The sequence below is a fragment of the Bradyrhizobium sp. AUGA SZCCT0283 genome, assembly GCF_018130385.1.
In the GTDB taxonomy this organism is placed as follows: Bacteria; Pseudomonadota; Alphaproteobacteria; order Rhizobiales; family Xanthobacteraceae; genus Bradyrhizobium.
This window is the reverse complement of sequence record NZ_JAFCLU010000015.1, coordinates 133857-157746: the sequence shown is the minus strand read 5'-3', so window position 1 is coordinate 157746 and position 23890 is coordinate 133857. Positions and strand designations below refer to the sequence as shown.

The 23890-nt window shown below is 62.8% G+C and carries 21 protein-coding genes and 1 tRNA gene; 17 read left to right on the top strand and 5 right to left on the bottom strand.

Going from position 1 to position 23890, the window contains the following annotated elements; translation table 11 throughout:
* Position 1: 1 nt before the first annotated feature.
* From JQ624_RS21435 to JQ624_RS21415, 5 genes are all read left to right on the top strand, one after another.
* Positions 2–1471 carry a GntP family permease gene (locus tag JQ624_RS21435; protein ID WP_212420881.1) on the top strand — a complete coding sequence of 490 codons (1470 nt, stop codon included), beginning with the start codon at positions 2–4 and terminating at the stop codon, positions 1469–1471.
* 271 nt (positions 1472–1742) lie between these two features.
* Positions 1743–4037 carry an ABC transporter substrate-binding protein gene (locus JQ624_RS21430; protein WP_212420880.1) on the top strand — a complete coding sequence of 765 codons (2295 nt, stop codon included), beginning with the start codon at positions 1743–1745 and terminating at the stop codon, positions 4035–4037.
* Between the two features lie 339 nt (positions 4038–4376).
* Positions 4377–6737: an ABC transporter substrate-binding protein gene (locus JQ624_RS21425; RefSeq protein WP_312014460.1), complete on the top strand. Its 2361-nt coding sequence runs from the start codon at positions 4377–4379 to the stop codon at positions 6735–6737.
* 289 nt (positions 6738–7026) lie between these two features.
* Positions 7027–8253: a CaiB/BaiF CoA-transferase family protein gene (locus tag JQ624_RS21420; RefSeq protein WP_212420878.1), complete on the top strand. Its 1227-nt coding sequence runs from the start codon at positions 7027–7029 to the stop codon at positions 8251–8253.
* Positions 8254–8346: 93 nt separating this feature from the next.
* Complete coding sequence (locus JQ624_RS21415; protein ID WP_212420877.1) at positions 8347–8739, top strand: RidA family protein; 393 nt, start codon at positions 8347–8349, stop codon at positions 8737–8739.
* A gap of 798 nt (positions 8740–9537) precedes the next feature.
* Here the strand turns inward: JQ624_RS21415 and JQ624_RS21410 are convergent.
* A complete protein-coding gene (locus JQ624_RS21410) occupies positions 9538–10212 on the bottom strand; it encodes a TetR/AcrR family transcriptional regulator (RefSeq protein WP_212420876.1) in 675 nt (224 codons plus the stop codon).
* A gap of 218 nt (positions 10213–10430) precedes the next feature.
* Between JQ624_RS21410 and JQ624_RS21405 the strand changes: the two genes are divergently transcribed.
* From JQ624_RS21405 to JQ624_RS21395, 3 genes are read left to right on the top strand one after another with little or no spacing between them, the layout of a single operon-like run.
* Complete coding sequence (locus JQ624_RS21405; protein ID WP_212420875.1) at positions 10431–11663, top strand: acyl-CoA dehydrogenase family protein; 1233 nt, start codon at positions 10431–10433, stop codon at positions 11661–11663.
* A 58-nt stretch (positions 11664–11721) separates the two neighbouring features.
* Positions 11722–12780, top strand: a complete 1059-nt coding sequence (locus JQ624_RS21400) for a phosphotransferase family protein (RefSeq protein ID WP_212420874.1) — start codon at positions 11722–11724, stop codon at positions 12778–12780.
* 4 nt (positions 12781–12784) lie between these two features.
* Positions 12785–13696, top strand: a complete 912-nt coding sequence (locus tag JQ624_RS21395; RefSeq protein WP_212420873.1) for a DMT family transporter — start codon at positions 12785–12787, stop codon at positions 13694–13696.
* A gap of 17 nt (positions 13697–13713) precedes the next feature.
* Here the strand turns inward: JQ624_RS21395 and JQ624_RS21390 are convergent, their stop codons facing one another.
* Positions 13714–14499: an SDR family NAD(P)-dependent oxidoreductase gene (locus tag JQ624_RS21390; protein WP_212420872.1), complete on the bottom strand. Its 786-nt coding sequence runs from the start codon at positions 14497–14499 to the stop codon at positions 13714–13716.
* A 172-nt stretch (positions 14500–14671) separates the two neighbouring features.
* Between JQ624_RS21390 and JQ624_RS21385 the strand changes: the two genes are divergently transcribed.
* Entirely contained in the window at positions 14672–15382 is a 711-nt protein-coding gene (locus JQ624_RS21385) for a histidine phosphatase family protein (protein WP_212420871.1), read from the top strand.
* Between the two features lie 89 nt (positions 15383–15471).
* A complete protein-coding gene (locus JQ624_RS21380; RefSeq protein ID WP_212420870.1) occupies positions 15472–16239 on the top strand; it encodes an SDR family NAD(P)-dependent oxidoreductase in 768 nt (255 codons plus the stop codon).
* Between the two features lie 24 nt (positions 16240–16263).
* Here JQ624_RS21380 and JQ624_RS21375 read toward each other — a convergent pair whose 3' ends face one another.
* Complete coding sequence (locus tag JQ624_RS21375; protein WP_212420869.1) at positions 16264–17487, bottom strand: serine hydrolase; 1224 nt, start codon at positions 17485–17487, stop codon at positions 16264–16266.
* A 152-nt stretch (positions 17488–17639) separates the two neighbouring features.
* Here JQ624_RS21375 and JQ624_RS21370 point away from each other — a divergent pair.
* Positions 17640–17715 (top strand) — tRNA-Trp (locus tag JQ624_RS21370).
* 96 nt (positions 17716–17811) lie between these two features.
* Here JQ624_RS21370 and JQ624_RS21365 read toward each other — a convergent pair.
* Positions 17812–19026, bottom strand: coding sequence for an OpgC domain-containing protein (locus tag JQ624_RS21365; RefSeq protein ID WP_212420868.1), 1215 nt, complete (start codon positions 19024–19026; stop codon positions 17812–17814).
* A 360-nt stretch (positions 19027–19386) separates the two neighbouring features.
* Between JQ624_RS21365 and JQ624_RS21360 the strand changes: the two genes are divergently transcribed.
* From JQ624_RS21360 to JQ624_RS21340, 5 genes are all read left to right on the top strand, one after another.
* Positions 19387–20217 (top strand): YihY/virulence factor BrkB family protein, encoded by an 831-nt coding sequence (locus tag JQ624_RS21360; RefSeq protein ID WP_212420867.1) that lies wholly within the window; start codon positions 19387–19389, stop codon positions 20215–20217.
* A gap of 62 nt (positions 20218–20279) precedes the next feature.
* The gene (locus tag JQ624_RS21355; protein ID WP_212420866.1) at positions 20280–21308 is read left to right on the top strand and encodes a DUF3618 domain-containing protein; all 1029 of its coding nucleotides are present in this window, start codon (positions 20280–20282) and stop codon (positions 21306–21308) included.
* Positions 21309–21321: 13 nt separating this feature from the next.
* A complete protein-coding gene (locus JQ624_RS21350; RefSeq protein WP_212420865.1) occupies positions 21322–21945 on the top strand; it encodes a hypothetical protein in 624 nt (207 codons plus the stop codon).
* The gene (locus JQ624_RS21345) at positions 21942–22337 is read left to right on the top strand and encodes a phage holin family protein (RefSeq protein ID WP_212420864.1); all 396 of its coding nucleotides are present in this window, start codon (positions 21942–21944) and stop codon (positions 22335–22337) included. Before JQ624_RS21350 ends, JQ624_RS21345 begins: the two co-directional genes overlap by 4 nt.
* A complete protein-coding gene (locus JQ624_RS21340) occupies positions 22334–23071 on the top strand; it encodes a hypothetical protein (protein WP_212420863.1) in 738 nt (245 codons plus the stop codon). The genes JQ624_RS21345 and JQ624_RS21340 overlap by 4 nt, the downstream gene beginning before the upstream one ends.
* 64 nt (positions 23072–23135) lie before the next feature.
* Here the strand turns inward: JQ624_RS21340 and JQ624_RS21335 are convergent, their stop codons facing one another.
* Positions 23136–23321 (bottom strand): hypothetical protein, encoded by a 186-nt coding sequence (locus JQ624_RS21335; protein WP_212420862.1) that lies wholly within the window; start codon positions 23319–23321, stop codon positions 23136–23138.
* Between the two features lie 372 nt (positions 23322–23693).
* Here JQ624_RS21335 and secE point away from each other — a divergent pair, with 372 nt between their 5' ends.
* Entirely contained in the window at positions 23694–23885 is a 192-nt protein-coding gene (gene secE, locus JQ624_RS21330) for a preprotein translocase subunit SecE (protein WP_025588718.1), read from the top strand.
* Positions 23886–23890 lie beyond the last annotated feature (5 nt).

Genomic DNA, 23890 nt, shown 5'->3' with positions numbered 1-23890 from the left:
CATGACGGTGTCAGGGCTTCTCGGCATCCTGATCGGGCTCGGCCTTTTGATCGCGTTCGCCTTCCGGGGCTGGAGCGTGCTGCTGCTGGCGCCGCTCGCGGCCCTGATTGCCGCGCTGTTCTCCCGCGAGCCGCTGCTCGCCCACTGGACCCAGACCTTCATGGTCAGTGCAGCAGGCTTCCTGGCGCAGTTCTTTCCGCTGTTTCTGCTTGGCGCGCTGTTCGGCAAGCTGATGGAGGACAGCGGATCGGTCGCCGCGATCGCGAGCTTCATGACCGACCGGCTCGGCCCGCAGCGGGCGGTGCTGGCGGTCGTGCTCGCCGGCGCGCTCGTCACCTATGGCGGCGTCAGTCTGTTCGTCGCCTTCTTCGTGCTGGCGCCGATGGCGCAGGAGCTGTTTCGTGCGGCCGGCATCCCGCGGCGTCTGATGCCGGCGGCCATCGTGCTCGGCACCTCGACCTTCACCATGTCGGCACTGCCTGGCACGCCGTCGATCCAGAACGCGATACCGATGCCGTTCTTCGGCACCACGCCCTTTGCTGCGCCCGGCCTCGGTATCCTGGCATCGCTGATCATGTTTGGCTTCGGCCTGTGGTGGCTCAATCGCCAGAAGGCGATCGCAAGGAGGAACGGCGAAGGCTTTGGCGAGGGCGCGCCGATGCCGTCCGACCGTCTCGCCGCCGACGGAAAGTTACGCGAACGCGCCACCACCGCGCGCGAGTTCGATCCGGCGGAGATCGGGCATGGCGAGACGACCGACGTGCCGCCTCCGGCCATGTTCGCCGCGCTGCCCCTTGTCATGGTCATTGCCGTCAATCTCGCGATGTCGTTGCTGATCCTGCCGGCACTTGACACCCGTTTTCTCGCCGAAGCCCGCTGGGGCGGGACGTCGCTCGCCGCTGTCGGTGGCGTGTGGGCCGTGATCACGGCGCTTGCCTGCGCGATTCTGACCGTGCTCGCGGTCAGCCATCGACGACTGCCGGACCTGCGCGCGACCATGGACGCTGGCGCCAACGCTTCGGTATTGCCGGCGATGAGCGTGGCAAGCCTGGTTGGCTTCGGCGCCGTGGTGGCGGCGATGCCTGCTTTCACCGTGGTGCGCGACGCCGTGCTCGGCATCGGCGGAGGACCGTTGGTATCGCTGGCAGTCGCCACCAACGTGCTCGCGGCCCTCACCGGCTCGGCGTCGGGTGGGTTGACCATCGCGCTCGACGCGCTCGGGGCGACCTATATGACGCGCGCGGCGGAGATAGGACTTGATCCCGCGCTGCTGCACCGCGTCGCGGTGATCGGTGCAGGCACGCTCGATAGCCTGCCGCACAATGGCGCGGTGGTCACGTTGCTCGCGGTCTGCGGATCGACGCACCGGGACAGCTACCGCGACATCGTTATGGTCGGCATCGTCGGCGCCCTCGTAGCACTGGCCGCCGTCATTGCGCTCGGCTCGGTGGTGGGGGCGATCGCGCGGTGATGCGTTGACGTCAATTTCTGGGCATTTCTGAGGGTGAAATGCGCGGTGATTAACCATGCCTTACGGAACGCGTGGAGTCGCCACAAAATCAATCCGATTCAGACACATTGTCGGCGAGTAGGCGAGTAGGGTTGAAATGCTGCCCGCTCGCATCACGCGTTCAAATAATTTTAAAAAAAATCTGGGCTCACAGGGGGGACCTGCAATGACTGCGATCGACGTTACTCGTCCGCGAATCGGGCAATTGTCCCGGTTTCGGACAGGAGAGGCCATGCGCCGGCTTTTCACCGCGCCCCGGCGCAACGCGGCAACGGCGCTGATGCTGGCTGCGATGGCGGCGCCGGCGCTGACCGAGCGGGCGCTTGCGGGGCCGGCCGACAACGAGATCCGGATCGGCAATACCATGCCCTATACCGGTCCGGCTTCCGCCTATGGCGTGATCGGCAAGGTCATGGCGGCCTATTTCGACAAGGTCAACGCCGAGGGTGGCATCAGGGGCCGCAAGATCAATTTCATTTCCTATGACGACGCCTACAATCCGACCAAGACGATGGAGGCGACCCGCAAGCTCGTCGAGGAAGACAATGTTCTCTTTATATTGGCGAGCCTCGGCACCAACACGAGCCAGGCAGTCCACCCCTATCTGAACTCGAAGAAGATCCCGCAGCTCTTCGTCGCCTCGGGCGCCTCGATGTGGGACCAGCCGCGCGAGTTCCCCTGGACCATGGGCTTCCTGCCCAGCTACCAGACCGAAGCGCACATCTATTCGCAATATATCCTGGAGAACCATCCGCGCAGCAAGATCGCGGTGCTCTATCAGGACGACGGTTTCGGCAAGGACTACGTCAAGGGCCTGAAGGACGGCCTCGGCGGCAAGGTTCCGATCGTGGCCGAGGCGGCATACAAGGTGACCGACACCAGCATCGACGCCCAGATCGCCAAGCTCAAGGCCTCGGGCGCCGACATCTTCATGCAATTCACCACGCCGAAATTCGCTACCATGGCGATCAAGCGAAATGCCGAAATCGGCTGGAAGCCGGTGCATTTCCTCGCCTCGGTGTCTGAATCGGTGTCGGCCGTGATGGCCCCGGCGGGCCTGGAAAACGGCGAAGGCATTATGTCGGCCATGTACCGGGTGGAGGGTGAGGATGCGCAGGGCGCCGGCCCCGCGGCGTTCCGCGAATGGAGCGCCTTCATGGAGCGCTATGTTCCGAGCGTCAGCAAGTCGAACGGCCAGGCCGTCTACGGCTATCTGAACTCCAGGCTCATTATCGAAGTCCTGAAGAACTGCGGTGACGATTTCTCGCGCGAGAACATCATGAAGCAGGCCCGCTCGATCAAGGGCTTGCAGATTCCCATGATGGTGCCGGGCATCCAGATCAACACCAGCGCGAGCGACCACGCGACGATCGAGCAGATGCGGATGATGCGATTCACCAACGGCCACTGGCAGTTCTTTGGACCGGTGCGAAGCGGCATCGATCCGGGCACCGTCAGCGAGTCCTTCAAGACTCTCTTCAAGTACGGCACCGCCACCAAGCGCGATCTGGCGAACCAGCTCAACGCCAACACCGTGAGCCTGATGACCGGTTCGTTCGGCTCTACCTATGCCCAGATGGGAGCGGATCTTGCCTCCGTGCTCGACAACGGCACGGCGCTGCGGATCCTGCCGGTGATGGGCCGCGGATCGGTGCAGGCGGTGGCGGATATCCTGCTGCTGCGGGGCGTCGACGCCGGTATCGTGCGCAAGGACACGCTCGCCTATCTCGACCGCAAGGACTTCGCCAAGGACATTCGCAACCAGTTTGTCTATGTGGCCAAGATGTTCAACGAGGAAATGCATGTGCTGGCGCCGAAGTCGATCGCCAGCATAAGAGAACTCGACGGCAAGACCGTGGTGGTCGACTTGCCCGACAGCTCGACCTTCGTGACGGCGATCAACGTGTTCGACCGGCTCGGGATCAGGCCGCATCTGATCTATCAAGAGCCGCGGCTGGCGGTAGACATGCTGCGCAAGGGCGAGGTCGACGCGATTGTGGCGATCGAGGGCAAGCCGGTGCAATGGCTGAACCAGATCAACGACCGCAATCTGCATCTGGTGCCGGTCGACTATGCCAAGCCACTGCAAGAGGAGTATCTGCCGTCCAAGCTTTCGTCGGCGGACTACCCGAATCTGGTGGCGGAGGGCGGCTCCGTCGAGACGGTCGCCGCCGAAGCCGTGCTGGCGTCGTATAACTGGGCGCCGAACAGCGACCGCTACCGCCGCCTGTCGCTTCTGGTAGACACCATGTTCGACAAGGTCGCCCAGTTGCAGCGGCCGCCGTTCCATCCGAAGTGGAAGGAAATGGCGCCGCGTGCGACGGTGTCGGGCTGGACGCGCTTCAAGGCGGCGCAGGAATGGCTCGATCGCAACATGCCGCTGCCGGCGGGCGCGGCCGTGTCGGCGGCCTCTGGCGCCGCACTGTCGCCGTCTGCTCCGGCCGCAGCACTTGCCCCGCAGGATCCCCTGTATCGCGAATTCCTGGAGTGGCGGGCCAGCCGCGCCAAGGCCAGCACCAACAGGTAATCGGATCGGCCGGTAACACGGTTTGACGACAAGACGGTCCGCTTCGGCGGGCCGTCGTGCTTTCAGGGCTGAGCGGCGGCGCAACGCGTATCGTGTTTACAACCATAGGACGAATCGACATCCGCGGGCTCAACCGAGTCCCGATTCGGTAACGCTAATGTGCTGCATTGTCGCGGCAGAACACACAATCGACTAACCGCGCTCTGGTAAACGACTGGCCTTGACACAAAATCAATCCGATTGAGACACAATGTCAGCGAGTAGGGCTGAAACGTTATCCGTCTCGCTGCTCGAAAAATCGCAGGTTTATTGCTCTAGGGGTGCAGGCAGATGCGGGCTTTGATCGATACTCGTTGGGCGGTGCAATTGTCCGGGTCTGTGGCCCGTGACGCATTGCGCCGGCTTTTCACTGCGCCTCGGCGCGGCGCTGCAACGGCACTGGTGCTGGCCGCGATGGCGGGGCCGGCTTTCGGGCAGGGCCTGGCGGCGAGCCCGGGCGCCAACGAGATCCGGATCGGCAACACCGCGCCCTATACCGGTCCGGCCTCCGCCTACGGCGTTATCGCCAAGGTCATCGCGGCGTATCTGGACAAGATCAACGCCGAAGGCGGTATCAACGGCCGCAAGGTCAATATGATCACCTATGACGACGCCTACGAGCCCACCAAAACCATGGCGATGACCCGCAAGCTGGTCGAGGAGGACAACGTTCTCCTCGCCCTGGGGACCATCGGCACGAACACGAACGCCGCGATCCAGCCCTATTTGAACTCAAAAAAGGTCCCGCAACTTTTTGCCTTGTCGGGTGCGGCGGCCTGGGACCAGCCGCACGAGTTTCCCTGGACCATAGGCTTCCTGCCGACCTACACGGCTGAAGCGCAAATTTTTGCGCAGTATCTGCTGGAGAACCATCCCCGCAGCAAGGTCGCCGTCCTCTATCAGGAGGATGGGATGGGCAAGGAATATTTGAAGGGCCTGAAGGACGGCCTGGGTGGCAAGATTGCGATCGTGGCCGAGGCTCCATACAAGGTCACGGACACCAATATCGATGCGCAGCTCGCCAAGCTCAAGGCCTCCGGCGCCGACGTATTCATTGAGTTCACCACGCCAAAATTCGCGATCATGGCGATCCGGCGAACCGCCGAACTCGGCTGGAGGCCGACCCATTTCGCCGCCTCGATCGCCAATTCGTACTCGGCCGTGATTCAGCCGGCGGGCCCGCAAAATGCGGAAGGCCTGTTGTCGGCTGCATACAGGCTCGAGGGCGAAGACGCGGCGTCGGCCGGCGACGCGGTGTTCCGGGAATGGAGCGCCTTCATGGCGCGCTATGTCCCGAGCGTGAGCAAGACCAACGGCCAGGCCGTCCTCGGCTATCTGGTCGGCAAGTTGACGGTCGAGGTCCTGAAGAACTGCGGCGACGACCTGTCGCGCGAGAACATCATGAGGCAGGCCCGTTTGCTCAAAGGTATCCAGCTTCCCATGATGGTGCAGGGCATTCAGATCAACACCAGCCCGTCCGACCATGCGCCAATCGAGCAGATGCGGATGATGCGCTTCACCAACGGCCAATGGCAGCACTTCGGCCCGGTGCGAAGCGGTGTCGATGCCGGCGCCGTCAGCGATTCCTTCAAGACCATCTTCAAGTACGGCACCGCCACCAAGCGCGATCTGGCGAACCAGCTCAACGCCAACACCGTGAGCCTGATGACCGGCTCGTTCGGCTCTACCTACGCCCAGGTCGGTGCCGATCTTGCCTCCGTGCTCGACAACGGCACGGCGCTGCGCATCCTGCCGGTGATGGGCCGTGGATCGGTGCAGGCGGTGGCGGATATTCTGCTGCTGCGGGGCGTCGACGCCGGTATCGTGCGCAAGGACACGCTCGCCTATCTCGACCGCAAGGACTTCGCCAAGGACATCCGCAACCAGTTTGTCTATGTGGCCAAGATGTTCAACGAGGAGATGCACGTCCTGGCGCCGAGGACGATTACCAGCATGCGGGAGCTCGACGGCAAGACCGTGGTGGTCGATTTGCCCGACAGCTCGACCTTCGTGACGGCGATCAACGTGTTCGACCGGCTCGGGATCAGGCCGCATCTGATCTATCAAGAGCCGCGGCTGGCGGTGGACATGCTGCGCAAGGGTGAGGTCGACGCGATCGTGGCGATCGAGGGCAAGCCGTTGCAATGGCTGAATCAGATCAACGACCGCAATCTGCATCTGGTGCCGGTCGACTATGCCAAGCCGCTGCAAGAGGAATATCTGCCGTCCAAGCTTTCGTCGGCGGACTACCCGGGCCTGGTGGCGGAGGGTGGCTACGTCGAGACGGTCGCCGCCGAAGCCGTGCTGGCGTCGTATAACTGGGCGCCGAACAGCGACCGCTACCGCCGCCTGTCGCTTCTGGTGGACACCATGTTCGACAAGGTCGCGCAGTTGCAGCGGCCGCCGTTCCATCCGAAGTGGAAGGAAATGGCGCCACGTGCGACGGTGTCGGGCTGGACGCGCTTCAAGGCGGCGCAGGAATGGCTCGATCGCAACATGCCGCTGCCCGCGGGCGCGGCCGCGGCATCAGGCGCCGCGCTACCGCAGCCGGCTCCGGTTGCTGCACCGGCCGCCGCCCTTGCCCCGCAGGACCGCGATCCCCTGTATCGCGAATTCCTGGAGTGGCGGGCCAGCCGCACCAAGGCCGGCACCCACAGGTAATGAGGCCGGCTGGTAACTCGGTTTGACGATAAGACGGCCCGCTTCGGCGGGCCGTCGTGCTTCTGGGATGTCCAGGCTGTTCCCCCTGCCTGGAATGCCGCATCCGCTTCCTTATCAAGACCCCGAAAACCCACGGCTCGTTCGGCCACCTGCGCGTAAAGCGGGCGCCGAACGGATGGCGTCATGCCGGTAATGCAGGGCTCAATCACATAAAATAGTGTATCGGCTTGGCTTCGCAGCGCCCGGACACGTTCCCGCGCGACCACGCCAAAAAATTCGGAGGAAGTTCATGTCGGCTCTGCCACTTTCGGGCATCAAAATTCTCGACCTGACGCGGGTGCTTGCAGGCCCCTTGTCGGCGCAGATGCTGGCCGATCTCGGTGCCGAGGTGATCAAGATCGAACGCCCCGGCGGCGGCGACGACGCGCGCGCCTTCGGCCCGCCTTACCTCAGGGATCCCGAGGGCAAGGCGAACAACAACAACTCGTTCTATCTCTGCGCCAACCGCAATAAGAAATCGGTCACCGTCAATATCGCGACGCCGGAAGGGCAGGACATTGTCCGTGATCTGGCCAAATCCTGCGACGTGATGATGGAGAATTACAAGGTCGGCGATCTCAAGCGTTACCGGCTGGATTATGAATCGATCAAGGCCATCAACCCCGGCATCATCTACTGCTCGGTGACCGGCTTCGGCCAGACCGGGCCTTACGCGCCGCGCGCCGGCTACGACGCGATCCTGCAGGCGATGGGTGGCTTGATGAGCGTCACCGGCCATCTCGACGGCGAGCCCGGCGCGGGCCCGATGAAGGTCGGTCCCTCCATCGTCGACTACATGACCGGCATGAACTCCTCGATCGGCATTCTGGCCGCGCTCTATCACCGCAAGGCCAATGGCGGGGAGGGGCAGCATGTCGACGTTTGCCTGTTCGACACCGTGATCGCCTCGTTGTCGCATTACGCGCAGATCTTTCTCGTCAACGGGCAGACCCCGCCGCGGCGCGGCACCTGGGGCAATGGCGGCATGCCGGCCGGCGTGTTCCGCTGCACCGACGGCGAGTTGATGCTGGTGGTCGGCAATGACGGCCAGTTCCAGCGCACCTGCGCCGTGCTCGGCGCGCCCGAGCTCGCGACCGATCCGCGTTTCGTCAAAAACAACGACCGCGTCGTCCACGGCAAGGAAATCATGGCGATCTTCGCCGGATTGTTCCTGAAGAAGCCGGTCCCCTATTGGCTGGAAGAGCTGGAGAAGGCCGGCGTCCCCTCGGGCCCGATCAACGATTTCGCGCAGGTGTTCGCCGATCCGCATGTCCGCTCGCGCGGCATGCAGGTCAAGGTCGATCATCCCCTGCAGCCCGACCTGTCGCTGATCCGCAATGCCATCACCTTCTCCGGCACCCCGGTAAAGGACTATCGCGCCCCGCCGCTCTTGGGCGCGGACACCAAGGATGTGCTGGCGACGATCGGCTATGACGACGCCAAGGTGGAAGCGCTGAAGGAAAAGAAGATCGTCTGATCTCGACATCGACACTTCCATCATAATCGAAGCATGTTGGCGCCGGATTGCGCTAGTCTGCACCCTCGATCGGTCCGTTCGAGAGGCGCAACGATGAAGCGGGAAGTCATTCGCGTCGAGCCGATGTCGTCCTGGCTTGCGAAGCGGAACGCGTCGGTCTCGCCGGTGACGCGCGGCGGCGGCATGGTGTTCGTTTCCGGCCTGCCGCCATTCGATCCCGATACCGGCGTGCTCTTCGCCGGCCCGATCGAGCGTCAGACCGAACTCGTCCTCGAGCAATTGAAACTGTGCCTGGAGACTGCGGGCACATCGCTGCAGAATGTCATGAAGTGCAATGTTTACTGCACCTCGGCACGCCACTTCGCCGCCGTCAACGCGATCTACGCGCGCTATTTTCCGGAAGATCCGCCGGCGCGCATCTTCGTCTGCGTCCCGGAATGGTTCGCGCCGTTCGATATCGAGATCGATTGCGTCGCCTTGATGTAAGCCGCGTAGAGTGGGCAAAGGAGCATGATGCCCCCACATCGTTATTTCGAGCGCAGCGAGCAATCCATAGCGCGACTTGCGGAGACGGTCCGCCTTGGCTCATCGAGCGAAGGCGGAAGTGTGCCCACCATGCGGGGGATTATTGCGGACGGATGGCGGGTACGTCGCGTTAACCCGCGACCAATTGGCACGACGGGCAAATCACTTCTGATTTTCAGAAATCGTGTCAAGCCCGGGACTCAAAAATATTCCGCTTTCGTTCTCACGCAAATCAGTCGCATAACTCCGCCCGTCTCACGGCGGATGAGGGGCGTTGGCCATCGTCACGAACGTGCGGTGAGATGCGATGGACGCGAGAGCTGCGACTGACGTGTGTGGCCTATCGCGTACGGCGAAGTCGTGTGGTCCTGACGCCGCGGTGCTGGCGTCAAGTTGCGCAAGATTGATTTCCTGCGTGGCGACGGTGGCAAAAGAGCCGTTCACCGGGGAGAGCTCGAAGTAAGCCGTAAAGCCATTGCGCAGGGAAGGCCGGAGTGTTTCCGCCGAACCTGTATGCTCGTGTGCGCTTTTGCCGTGTGCATTGGCACGCGAGACCGCGGGTGCGGCGTGCACCCGGTCTTCCCTGCGCCCTCTGATCAAGAGGGCGAAAGAAGATGCAAACCTCGGGCAGTTCATGTCGCGAGAAGGCGAATGTATGTCCAGCCGTCATTGCGAGGAGCGAAGCGACGAAGCAATCCACATCCCCGCGCTGAGCGATGGATTGCTTCGCTTCGCTCGCAATGACGTGGAGAAGTTGCCTCACCGCGCTTCGCGCGCCACCACTTTTCCGGGCGCCTTCTTTGCCGGCGTCTCGCCGCCCGTGAGCGCCATCACCGAGACCGAAACCACGCGGTCGATGATCGCCTGGACGTCGTTGAGGTCGCATCGTCCTTCCGACAATTTCGTCAGCCGCTCTTTTTCCCGGATGGTGTGATGCGACATCGCGAGCGCGAAGTGCAGGCCCCAATAGAGATCGGCGTCGTCGCGGCCGGGCATCGCACGGCGCATCGCGGCGATGAATTTCCGCAAATGATCGACCTCGCGGTTCTTGATGCGGCGGATTGGCGGCACCGATTCAATCGAGGCGCGGATCATGAAGCGCGCCGCCGTCGAGCCTTCGCGGTCGGGGCCAAGGCAGCCGCGCAGGGTAGGGCCCACCAGCGCGTGCAAAATGGCGTCGATCGGCGCGTGGCCGCCGCCCTTTTCCTCGGCAGCCTTCAGCTCGTTGAGCCGCTCGCGGTTGGTGGCGAGGCTGCGGGTGACGAACAGTTCCGCGATCAATTCGTCCTTGGAACCGAAATGATAATTCACCGCGGCGAGATTGACGTTCGCTTCGGCGACGATGTCGCGCAGCGTCACGTCTCCGAAGCCGCGATCGGCATAAAGCCGTTCGGCGGCGGCAAGGATGGCGGACCGGGTCCGATCGCTCGACATGGCTGGGTCCCGTTCGGGGAGTTGCAATTCAAACAGTTGTATGAAACTATCGTTTGAAGAGCTGGAAAAGTCAATTCACGTTTGCGAACGTGTCGCATTTCCGGCCCGATCCGTACCATCTCCCTCATCAGCGAAGCCGCAAAATGCCTTGCGGCGAATGCGAGGCGGGCGGACAGTGCGGCCCAACGATTTCAGAAGCTGAAGGTGAGGAGCGTCCCATGGACTTCAATATGTCAGACCGCCAGAAAGAATGGCTCAACCGCGTGCAGGCGTTCATGAATACGCATGTCCGCCCGGCGGTGCCGATCTACAAGAAGCAGGACGAGGAAGGTCCTCGCTGGAAGGTGATCCCGGTCCTGGAAGAGCTGAAGAAGAAGGCGCGCGCCGAAGGCCTCTGGAACATGTTCATCCCGCCGTCGTCGCATGAGGACGACGAATTCCGCGGCGCGGGATTGAGCAATCTCGAATACGCACCGCTTGCCGAAGAGATGGGCCACATCGGCTGGGCCTCGGAAGTGTTCAACTGCTCCGCACCCGATACCGGCAACATGGAAGTGTTCATGCGGTATGCCTCCAAGGAGCAGAAGCGCAAATGGCTGCGTCCGCTGATGGACGGTGAAATCCGCTCCGCCTTCCTGATGACGGAACCGGCCGTGGCGTCGTCGGACGCGACCAATATCGAAACCCGCATCGAAAAGGATGGCGATCATTACGTCATCAACGGCCGCAAATGGTGGTCGTCGGGCGTCGGCGATCCCCGCTGCAAGGTCGCGATCCTGATGGGCAAGACCGATCCGAAGGCAGCCAAGCATCAGGCGCAGTCGCAGATCATCGTTCCGCTCGACACCCCCGGCATCAAGGTCGAAAAAATGCTGCCGGTGTTCGGCTACGACGATGCCCCGCACGGCCACGCCCAGGTGCTGCTGGAGAACGTCCGCGTTCCCAAGGAGAACATCCTGCTCGGCGAGGGCAGGGGCTTTGAGATCGCGCAGGGCCGTCTCGGTCCGGGCCGCATCCATCACTGCATGCGCACCATCGGCAAGGCCGAAGAGGCGCTGGAGAAGATGGTACGCCGGCTGTCGTCGCGCACCGCCTTCGGCAAGAAGATCATCGAGCATTCGATCTGGGAACAGCGCATCGCGGAAGCCCGCACCGATATCGAGATGAATCGCCTGCTGTGCCTCAAGGCCGCCGACATGATGGACAAGGTCGGCAACAAGACCGCGCAGCTCGAGATTGCCATGATCAAGGTGGCGGCGCCGAACATGGCGCTGAAGATCATCGACAACGCCATTCAGGCGTTCGGCGGCGCCGGCGTTTCCGACGATGCCGGCCTGGCGCGGGACTATGCCTCCATGCGCACCATGCGCCTGGCTGATGGTCCCGACGAGGTCCATAACCGCGCCATTGCCAGACTTGAACTTCGGAAGTATGCAAACGCTACGCATTAACGGGAACGCTCTGATGGCGCTCCCCAAGGTTCAAGAAGAAATTTGAGGGAGCGTCATCGTGGCGGACGGCGTCAGGAAAGACGAAGAGTTCTCGGGCACCAAGGAAGTCGAGGAGCGTCATCGCATCAACGAGGTGAGCCTCGATGGCTGGATGCGCGAGCATGTCGAGGGTTATCAGGGGCCGCTGAGCGTCCTGCAGTTCAAGGGTGGCCAGTCAAACCCCACCTACAAGCTCGAGACGCCCGCTCGCTCGTACGTGATGCGCCGAAAACCGTTCGGCAAACTGCTGCCGTCCGCGCATGCGGTCGATCGCGAGTTCCGCGTCATTGCAGCGCTTGGCAAGCAGGGCTTTCCGGTCGCCAAGGCCTATGCGCTATGCACCGACGATGCCGTGATCGGCGCCGCCTTCTACATCATGTCGATGGAAGAGGGCCGGGTGTTCTGGGATCCGACGCTGCCGAGCCAGACGCCGGACAACAGGCGCAAGATCTTCACCAGCAAGATCGAGACGCTGGCCAAGCTTCACGTCTTCGATCCCGAAAAAATCGGGCTCGGCGATTTCGGCAAGCCGGGCAATTATTTCGCCCGTCAGGTCGATCGCTGGACCAAGCAATACCGCGCCTCCGAGACGCAGCACATTCCGGAATTCGAGAAGCTCGCCGAATGGCTGCCGAAGACCGTGCCGGCGCAGGCGCGCGCCTCGATCGTCCACGGCGACTACCGCCTCGACAACATGATTTTCCATGCGACGGAACCGCGCGTGCAGGCGGTGCTGGACTGGGAACTGTCGACGCTCGGCGATCCCATGGCCGACTTCACCTATCTGTTGATGCAGTGGACCATGCCGGGTCTCGCCAATGCCGATCTCAAGGCGCTCAACATTCCGAGCCTGCAAGAGGCCGCGCAGATCTACTGCAACGTCACCGGCAGCGCCGTCCCGGACCTGAACTGGTATTTTGCCTATAATTTGTTCCGCCTGGCCGGCATCACGCAAGGCATCGCCGGGCGCGTTCGCGACGGCACCGCGGCCAACGCCAAGGCGCTCGAGTCGGCGGCGCGCACCGTGCCGCTGTCGAAGGCATCGTGGGAATACGCGCAGAAGGCCGGCGCGACCTAACGAATTGGCACTTTCCCCGAATATCCGCGGTAGCCTGCTCATGGCGGTGTCCATGGCGGCGTTCACCACGAACGACTCCATCACCAAAGTGGTGTCGTCCGAGATGAACTTCGGCCAGGTGATGCTGGTGCGCGGGCTGTTTGCGATCGTGCTGGTCGCGGCGTTCGCGTGGCATCAAGGCGCATTGCGGCCGCTGCGCACGCTGATGCAAAAGCCGGTGGCGCTGCGGGTGTTCGGCGAAATCGGCGGCACCATCTCGTTCATGGCGGCGGTCGTGCATCTGCCGCTCGCCAACACCTCGGCGATCTTCCAGGCGCTACCGCTCGCCATCACGCTCGGCGCCGCGGTGTTATTTGGCGAGCCGGTCGGCTGGCGGCGCTGGTCGGCGATCGTGGCCGGCTTCATCGGCGTGCTCATCATCGTGCGGCCGGGGCTTGCCGGCTTCAGCCAGTATTCGCTGTTCGCGCTGGTGTCGGTCGCCTTCTGCGCGCTGCGCGATCTCGCGACGAGAAAGATCCCCGCGCAGATTCCGTCACTGTTCATCACCCTGTTGACCACCGTGACCGTGACCGCCGCCGGCGGCGTCATCCTGGTTCCGCTCGGCGGCTGGACGCCGCCATCGACGGGCGCGCTTGGCCTGCAGGCGCTGGCCGCCGTGCTGCTGCTGATCGGCTACCAATGCATCATCACGGCGTTGCGCACCGGCGACATCTCCGCGGTGGCGCCGTTCCGCTATTCCGCGCTGCTGTGGGCGATGCTGCTTGGCTATCTCGTGTTCGGCGACGTGCCCGATGCGATGATGGTGACGGGCGCCTCGATCATCGTGCTGTCCGGCCTCTACGCCTTCTATCGCGAACGCATCCGCCACCGCGCGCTGGCGGCGGAATCATCCGGCTTTCCGCCCGACGGGTTGTGATCATGAGCCGACGAAAATCAGATCGGCTTTCCGGTATACGGCATCGACGCGGTGAGGCCGCCATCGACCGGGATCGCCTGGCCGTTGACATAGGAGGCGTCGTCGCTGGCGAGGAACAATCCCATCGCCGCGAGCTCGTGCGGCTGGCCGGGGCGCTTCAGGGGATTGAGCTGGCCGATCTTGTCCTGGGTGCCGCGCTCCTTGGCGCGGTCGAACACCGGCTTGGTCATGCCGGTTTCGATCAGGCCGGGGCAAACCGCGTTGATGCGCACGCCGGTGCCGGACAGCGAATAGGCGGTGGTCTGCACCAGGCTGATGACGCCGGCCTTACTGGCGCCGTAAGGGTGGCCGCTGGCGCCGGCCTTCAGCCCTGCGACGGAGGCGGTGCAGACGATCGAGCCGGACTTCTGCCTGATCATGTGCGGCATCGAATGCTTGATCGCGAGGAACGGTCCGATCAAATTGATACGCAACACTTCCTGCCAGTGCTCGACGGTCTGCTCGGGAATCGGCACCAGTCCGCCGCTGACGCCGGCATTGGCCCAGATCGCATCGAGCCTGCCGTATTTCGCCACTGCCTTGTCGATGAAGGCCTTCACGTCGGTCTCCGAACCGGCATCTGCCATCACGGCTTCGACCGTGCCGCCGGCATCGCTGACGAGCTTGGCGGTTTCCTTCACGCCCTCGGTGCGGTCGACGATGACGAGCTTCGCCCCTTCCCTGGAGAACAGCACCGACGCGGCGCGGCCGATGCCGCTTCCAGCACCTGTGATGACGACGGATTTGCCTTCGAGGCGGCCCATGAGCTTCTCCCTGATCGTGTTATGCGCGTCGGCGTCTGCCGCCTTGCGGAATTCAAACAAGATTTCAAACGCCCAAGAATCAACGCTCAAGAATCTTTGGCTGCCAAAGTCACTTGAGGCGACGAGTACTCTGACGTACAGCGACAACGAACAGTATTGAAGGGCTTTGGCGATGTCCAATCCAGACAAACCGCGGGTAATTGCGACGCGATGGTGGTGGGTCCGCCATGCGCCGGTTCGCGAGGATGGCGGCTGCATTTACGGGCAGAAGGATCTGGGCTGCGACACCAGCGATCGCGTGGTGTTCGAGGCGGTCGGAAAGATCCTGCCGCGCAATGCGGTCTGGTATGCAAGCAATCTGAAGCGCACGCACCAGACCGCGCAGGCGATCTGGGCCGCGGGCTTTCCCAGGCCGTCAGACATGCCGCACGTGAACGCATTCGCCGAACAGCATCTTGGCCAATTGCAGGGCATGAATCGCGCGGCATTTTACGCGAGCCTGCCGGTCGGCAGCCACTGGCTTACTGCTGTCGACCAGCCCGCGCCCGGCGGCGAGAGTTTCATGGACCTCTATAACCGCGTCTGCGCCGCCATCGAAAGCATCAACGCCGAGCAGGCGGGCAGGGACGTCATCGTCGTCGCGCATGGCGGCACGATCAGGGCGGCCGTCGGCCTCGCACTTGGCGGGTTGCCCGGACAGGGCCTCGCATTCGACATCGACAATTGTTCGGTGACGCGGCTCGATCATCTCTCAAGCGCCAATTACACCGGCTGGCGGCTGCCGATGGTCAACCAGCAGCCCTGGATCGCGGACGCTTCGCACAACGCGATGCATCAGCCGGCAGGGCCTGAAGTGAAGCCGCCGGCGACGAAACTCGCTTGAGCCTCGAGTTGTCGAGGACAACAAACGCTGCTTAGTTCGAATTCAAGATGAAACCGGCATCGCGCTGGACCAACATTGGGGAGAGAGACATGAGCTTGTTCGATATGTCGGGAAAAGTCGCCGTCATCACCGGCTCCACGCGCGGCATCGGCCGTGCCATCGCCGAGCGCATGGCCGAACACGGCGCCAAGGTCGTGATCTCCTCGCGCAAGCAGGACGTCTGCGATCAGGTGACCAAGGAGGTCAACGAAAAGTTTGGCAAGGGGACGGCGGTCGCGATCGCGGCGAACATTTCCAGCAAGGAAAATTTGCAGAACCTGGTCGACGAATCCAACCGTGCGTTCGGCAAGATCGACGTGCTGGTCTGCAACGCCGCGTCCAATCCCTATTACGGTCCGCTCGGCGGCATTTCCGACGACCAGTTTCGGAAAATCCTGGACAATAACATCGTCGCCAACAACTGGCTGATCAACATGGTGGTGCCGCAGATGATTGAGCGCAAGGACGGCTCGATCGTGATCGTGTCGTCGATCGGCGGCCTCAAGGGTTCGACCGTGCTCGGCGCCTACGCGATCTCGAAGGCCGCCGACATGCAGCTCGCGCGCAACCTCGCCTGCGAATACGGCAAGCACAATATCCGCGTGAACTGCATCGCGCCCGGCTTGATCAAGACCGATTTCGCGAAAGCGCTGTGGGACAATCCGGAAACGCTGAAAGCCTCAACTGCTCGCTCGCCGCTGCTCCGCATCGGCGTGCCCGACGAGATCGCGGGCGCCGCGGTGCTGATGGGCTCGAAGGCCGGCGACTTCATGACCGGCCAGACCATCGTGATCGACGGCGGTGCGACGATCAGTTGATCTCGCGTCCCAGGGCGCGAGGCTTCACTCCACCGCGGCGTACACCAGATCCCGCAGCATGTTGCGGATATACTCGCGCTGGCCGGGGCCCTGCATCATGAACACCGTGAACAGGTCCTCGGCGGGGTCGATGAAGAAGAACGTGCCGGCCATGCCGCTCCAGAAGAACTGGCCGAGCGAACCCGGGAACGGCGCGATGCCGCGGTGGGTGCGGACAGCGAAGCCGAGCCCAAAACCGTGGCCGGGCGGCATCAGCGGCGAGTCGACCTTCACGCTCGCGGAGAGATGATCTGAGGCCATCAGCTCCAGCGTCTTGCGGCCGATGATCCTGTTGCCGTCGAGCGCGCCGCCATTGAGCAGCATCTGGCAGAAGCGCGCATAATCCATCGATGTCGAGACCATCCCGCCGCCGCCGGATTCCATCGCGGGCTTCTCCAGCATGTTGAAGAGCTGCACCTTGTCGCCGTTCCAGGGATCGGTCGGGAACGGCTCGGCGAGGCGGCCGGCACTCGCTTCCGAGGTATGGAAGGCGGTCTCGGCCATCTGCAGCGGCGCCAGGATGCGTTCGGTGAGAAACGCGCCGAGCGATTTTCCGGAAACGACTTCGATGATGCGTCCCAAAACGTCAGTCGAGCGGCTGTAGTTCCATTCAGCGCCGGGCTGGCAGATCAGCGGCATGCCGGCGATCATGGTCGCGTGCTCGGCGTTGGTGATCTTGCGGCTGCGCAGCCGCGACTGCTGGTAGAGCTGCTGGACGAGGCTGTTGCCGGTGTGGTCGTAGGTCAGGCCCGAGGTGTGCCGCAGCAGATCCTGCACGGTCATCTGCCGCTTCACCGGCACCAGGTCGAGCTTGCCGTTGTTCTCGACGCCGACCTTCTGCTCGGCAAATTCCGGAATGAATTTTGCGACGGGATCGCCCAGGACGAAGTGGCCGTCCTCGACCAGCATCATGATGCCGACGGAAACGATCGGCTTGGTCATCGAGAAGATGCGGAAGATGCTGTCATGCGCCATCGGCGTGGCTGCCGCAGGATTTTGGCGGCCGATCGCATCGAACCAGCCGATTTGGCCGCGCCGCGCCACCATGACCGTCGCGCCGGGCAGGGTTCCCTTGTCGACCTCGCGCTTGAAGGCGTCCGACATGCGCTGCAGGCGGACGCTCGAGAGCCCGATGGTTTCCGGCTTGGCGTCGGGGAGAGAAGGGGTCCGGGGGGCGGATGTTGGCCGGGCGGCGGTCTGCGCGTTCATGGTTTCTCCCGATTGCTCTTGTTGTTGTGGCGAGGACAAAGTTTGGCTGAGAAGCTCTGCTTTGGATAGGGCGCAAAGCAGCTTCGCCCTTGCAATCGGGGCATGCCCTATGCTTGAAACGGCGCGAAGCGGCGCATGCGCCGGTTCCCTGCAGGAGTGTAGCTCAATTGGTAGAGCACCGGTCTCCAAAACCGGGGGTCGCAGGTTCGAGCCCTGCCACTCCTGCCAGCTAAATCAAATACTTAAGCCGATTTTCGACGGCACCGGTGGACCCTCTCAGGGGCTGTCGGGCGATCAACCCATACGCCGCATCGTCCCGCGTTATCATGCGACGCCAACAACTGCTCGTTCAGCCGGCCGAACCTGCTCGCCGGCGGTCGCCTGGGATTTGTCCACGTTCGGCGGACCAACGTGGGCATGGGCCGTCTTTTCAACGCGCTTCGACCACGACCGATAATAGGCGACGGCCGTCATGATTGCGATGCCGGCGATTCCAACCAGCAATTGAGCGATAATCCCGTCAGAAGTCGTCTTCAGGATAAAATACCCGATGAACGCGAGGTAGATGCCGACGGCAAACACTTCGAGGGATTGCTGGCCGCATTTGATCAGTGGTTTCCAGATGACAGCCTGGAGCCCTGCCGCATCGATCGGTATGAACCGCGCGCCCAGGATGATCACGATGGCGAGATGCAGGAACCGATAGGGCGCCAGATTGGTCTTGTCGTTCGGGTTGAAGGCTTCGAACAGAGCGCGCGGAAACAACTTCTCAAGCTCCGGTATCAGTCCGGATAGCGTCATGACGGCCGCAAAGAGCAAATAAGCCAGCGCGAACACGAGGACTGCCCTGGAGCGTACCAGGAAATGCAGCGTACTGGCTCCGCCCACCGCCAGCCATGCGCCAAGCACGAAAAGAAGCTGCCACGCGAACGGGTTGAAATACCAAACGCCCGACGGATAGGAGGGCAGGTTCCAGCCGAATTGCCGGGCCGCGAGATAGAGCAATACAGATCCCAGCATCACCCAGTTGCGATGCCTGAGCATCAGCCAGAGCACCGGCGGAAAGGCGCCCATCAGGACGACGTAGAGCGGCAGCACGTCGAGGTTCACCGGCTTGTAGCGGAGCAACAGCCCTTGCGTGATGGTTTCGACCGGCGCGTTCAACAGCGGGGCAACATTGAATCGGTCGACGAGATCGGGCGAGTTGAAGCCGTTTGAGAGCAAATGGACGGAAGCCAGATAGAACACGAACAGCAGGATGTGGGCGGCGTAGATTTGCCACACGCGGCGTAACAGCCTCGTCGTTCCGAAGACGAAGCCGCCCTCGATCATTCGTCTGCCGAAGACGAGCGCCGAGGTGTAGCCGGAAATGAACACGAACAGATCGGCGCCATCGCTGAAGCCGTAATTTCGGAATGAGAACCAGGCCAGCACACTGGTGGAGACATGGCCGAGGAACATCAGCCAGTTGGCGAGGCCGCGGAACAGGTCCAGCCGCAAATCCCGCTTCGACGGTGGAAGTGCCAGCTCGACCTTCATTGCTCTCAGCCCACGTCCGACAAGTGTCGAGTTTTCCGCAGCGGTCCGACTGCCGCTCAATGCCATTCCGGCAAACAGAGTGCAATGGTAGGGGGCGACGCCAAGGGACCGGTTGAGCCATGTCAAACTAACGGACGCGAGGTAGGGGGCCCGGGCCCGGCCGGCCGCCATGCCTGCCGCGGAGGACCATGGTGCTCGGGAACGACCGGGGCGAATTTTCCCGTCGACCGAGGCCAGGCGGTCGGGCGCCTTGGCCGCCGTCTATCGACGAGTTTTGGTGCGGTAAGGAAACCTTCCATGAACTCCATCCGTTGCAGCGCTGCGGGCTTGCTGCGCTTTCAAGGAGGTCACGGAAGGCCAATGAGACTCTTGCGGATATTGAAGGCCGCCGTCGCGGGCTTTGTGGCCAACGACGCCTTGAGCCGGGGGGCTTCCATTGCCTTCTATGCCGCCACGTCTCTGGCACCCGTGCTTTTGATCGTCGTTGCGATCGCTGGCCTGGCGTTCGGTCAGGACGCCGCTCGCGCCGCGATCAGTGAGGAACTCGGCCGGTTGTTGGGGCCGACCGGCGCCGACTTCATTAAATCCATCCTGGCGCGATCAAGCGATCCAACGTCCGGTGCGACCGCGACCGCCGTCGGCATCGTCACGGTGCTGGTAACGGCATCCGGGGTGTTCGGCGAGATGCGCACGGCATTGAACGCAACGTTCAAGGCCAAATCGACGGACGAGCCAATCTTCTCGATGATCCGAAGCCGGGCAGCCAGTCTCGGCCTCGTCGCCGCACTGGGCTTCATGCTGATCGTCTCGCTGGCCGCGAGCGCCGGGCTGTCGGCCCTGGAACACTGGTCTGCCGGCCAGGTCGTGCTCAGTGCGCTTAACACGGTCGTGTCACTCGTCATCTTCACGCTGTTGTTCGCAGCGATCTACAGGGTGCTGCCGGATACGACGATCTGCTGGCGCCATCTTCTGCTGGGCGCTTTTGTCACAGCCCTGCTGTTCACCGCCGGAAAGTCGCTGATCGGATGGTACCTCGGTCAGGCGGCCCCGAACTCGACCTATGGCGCCGCGGGTGCGCTGATCGTCCTGATGTTCTGGGTCTACTACTCCGCGCAGATTTTCCTGCTCGGCGCCGAACTGACGAAGGCGATCGATGACGCGCGCAATCCAGCGGCGCGCGAGGAGCGTTAGGAACCATTCAATAGCGCCTGAGTTCGTTCTCAAAACAACACGAACGCACAGGCGGTGACGACATGACACGATCCGTGGAGGAGCTACGACGGGACTCCGAGCAAAGCCGCGCGCAGCTTGCGGCAACCGTCGACCGATTGCGAGAACAGATCGCCGACACCGCAGAAGACATCCGCTACAAGGTCTCACCGGAGAACATCAAGGCTGAGGTAAGCGGCTTCATCAGTCACAAGACCCACGGCTGGCTGGATGCGCTGAAGCAACAAGCCATGGATAATCCGATGCGGGCAATCGCCGCCGGCACCGCGATCGCCGTGCCCGCGATGCGCCTGGCCCGCGGCTTCCCGCTGCCGCTCTTGATGATCGGCGCCGGCCTTGCCTTGAGTTCGAAGACGGTTCGCGATCGCGCCGCGGAAGCGGCAGCGCCGGGAATTGAGAAAGCGAGGGAGGTCATCGACGAGGCAACGGAACGCGCGCAATCCCTCGGCGACGGTATGCGCAAAGCAATGTCCCATGCCGAGCGTCAGGCCGCCGGTATGGCCAGTGAAGCTCAGGAAACCGCAGGCGAAATGGCAGATGCGGCGAGCGAAATGGCTGATGATCTGAGGGACCGTGCGACGCAGGCTGCCGATGCCGTCGCCGGCAAGGTCAGGTCCGGCATGGACGCCGCTTCGGAGATGGCAAAGGAGAGTATGGAGCGTGCTCGCTTGACGGCGAAGAACGCCGCGACAGCTGCTCCTGCGACGGCAAGCAAGGTGATCCGGGATAACGCTGCCTTGATCGGCGGCCTCGGCATAGCAATCGGTGCGATCCTTGCCGCTTCCCTTCCGAGCACTACAGCCGAGGCGCGCATGGCCGGCAAAGCCAGCGACCGCGTCAAGCGCGCGGCCAGCACCGCAGCGCAATCCGGATTTGAGGCGGCCAAGGACACGGTGCTGTCGGCGGCGGATGCCGCGGCAAGAAGCGTTTCCGAGGCCGATCTCGGCGGTCACGCCAGCCGGATCACCGAGGGCGTAACCGAGAGGCTGAAAGAGGTGGCCGACGATGTTGTGACGACGGCCTTCGATCCTTCCCGAAACCCGCATATCTAAGAAAGACACCGCCATGAGCGATTTCGACCTCAATACCCGTAATACCAATTTTTCCCAGAACCAGAATACCGGCTCGTCCCAGGACCTGAAGGATCAAGTGGCGGACGCCGGCGCTGAGATCAAGCAGCGCGCCGGCGATGTACTGAGGGCATCGACGGACACTGCACGCGAGACATTCAAGGAGGCGGCCGATGCCGCCAAGGAGGCTGCAGCTGGAGCTGCGGATCGTTTCCAGGATCAGGCGCGTGAACAACAGCGCTCGGGCGCCGATTTCGTCGGCCGCTTCGCCGGCAATATCAGGGATGCGGCACGTGCATTCGAAAACGACGTGCCGTTCGCAGCGCGCGGCATCAATTCGGCGGCCGAATATGTCGACGATGCCGCGGACAAAATCCGCAACGGAAGCTTCCGCGATCTCGTTGATGGCGCGACGGACTTTGCAAGGCGGCAGCCTGCGGCATTTCTCGGACTGTCGGTGCTCGCTGGTTTCGCCGCTGTCCGCTTCCTGAAGGCATCGGGAAGCCAGAGCTCTTCGGGCCAAGGTTCGCCATCATCGGACGCGCCATCCTCTTACAGCCCGTCATCCTACAACCCGTCGTCCTACAGCTCGGGATCCTACAAAGGTGAGGCGTCATGAGCACCAAAACCGATCTTCGGACGATCTCGCATCTCCTCGGCGATGCGCTGTCGCAATTCGCAAAACTGTTCCAGAACGAGGTTGATCTTGCCAAAGCCGAACTCGGCGAGAAGGTTCAGCAAATCGGTGGCGCCGTCGGCCTCATTGCGGCCGGCGCTGTCCTGGTCATTCCCGCGATCGTCATGGCGCTGTTTGCGTTATCCGCCGCTTTGATCGCCGGCGGATGGTCGCAGCCGGTCGCTTATCTGATCTCGGCGATTGTTGCCGCGGTGCTCGCAGCCATCTTGTTTGCGGTGGGCATGAGCCGGCTCGACGCACGCCATCTGGCGCCGCGTGAAACGTTGCGTCAGCTTGAAAAGGACAAGGACACCGTGAAGGGAATGGTGCGATGAACGTTTCACAAGGTAGTTTCATAGATGTTTTGACCGCCGCTGCCCGGGAAAACCCGCTCGCCGCAGCCCTGATCGGAGGTGGCGCGCTGTGGCTGCTTATCGGCAGCGACAAGCTGAAGAACGCCGCCGGTTCGGTCACGTCAGCGGCCGCGCCGCTCGCCGATCTTGGCGCCCGCGCACAAAGGTCCGCGGCCTCTAGTTGGGACGACACTTACGGTTCCATGCGGAACCGCGCCTCCCGAATGCAGGACGAAGCCTCCCGCGGCATCAATGAGACCGTCCGTGACGCCAGAACGGCCGCTTCCGATGCGATGTCAGGCGCGGCGGAAACGATGAGCGAGCGGTTCGACGAAGGCATGGCCGGCGCCCGGGAAATGTTCGACCGGATGGGCCGGGTCTTGCCGAGGAAGGAAACTCTGAAGCAGGCGCAGTCCTCGCTTTCCGACCTCCTCGAAAGGCAACCGCTGGTGCTCGGCGCCGTAGGCCTTGCGATCGGCGCGACGGTGGCCGGTGCGTTGGCTAAGTCCAGCCTCGAAGACGAGTGGGTCGGCGACTTGAGCGACGGCCTGAAGGCAGACCTGAAGGAGCGTGCCGGGGCGGTGTCGCAAAGCGTCCGCGAGGCGTCCGATACGCTCAAAGCCGAGTTCGCTGACGCCGGTGCCGAATATGCTGACCGGGTTCGACAGGCCGGCCGGGATGCCCTCGACGCGGGCCAGGAGAAGCTACGGCAGTAGCTCATCTGGGAAAATTCATTGATCGATCAGTGGGTTGACGAGATTTTCTGCCGCCGGCCCGAAGCTAGCTGAAGAATGCGGTAAGGACCGCCACGTCCGATCGGGCGGGAGGCTCGCCCCGCAGATCGGCGTCGATTACCCGTCGGCACGCATCGATCGTGGTGATGTCGCCGAGGTCGTTCGCCGCGTCGAGAACGGTCCATGCCGTCTCGCCCGAGGGTCTTTCCTGGTCTTGGCCTAACAGAGCCATGGTCGTCTTGCTCCCCTATGGAGCGCACAGGATAGAAGGGAGCTTTTAAAATCCAGATCGCGGGCTTGTGGGCATTTGAGGGAAGGTTGTACCCGGGGATTAACCAATGGTTCGTGGTCTTTTTCGTCGGTCCCCCGAAAGGGGCCATTTGAAGCCCCGCGGCACCCCGTACCTTGACCTTTTGCCCGACTGGCAGTAGATACCCGCCACCTGCTGCTGGCCCGTTAATGCGGATATCCGGCGCGGCTTTGAATTCCCCCGAACAATCGAGCCCGCTGTGCGGCTCATCCTTCGAGAGAGGGCTGGGCGCTAGAGGGCTGTTCGGATTTCGCTTAAATCACAATCGTCTCACGAAGGACGCGGTAACCAACGATGGCTTTCAGCCCGTTCAAATTCCTGCAGGAAGTGCGCTCGGAGACCGCCAAGGTCACCTGGCCGACGCGCCGCGAGACGACGATCACCACGATCATGGTGTTCGTGATGGTTGCGCTGGCGTCCATCTTTTTCTTCATGTCGGATTTGATCATCCGCTACGTCGTCACCTTCCTGCTGGGCGTCCACTGATGAGC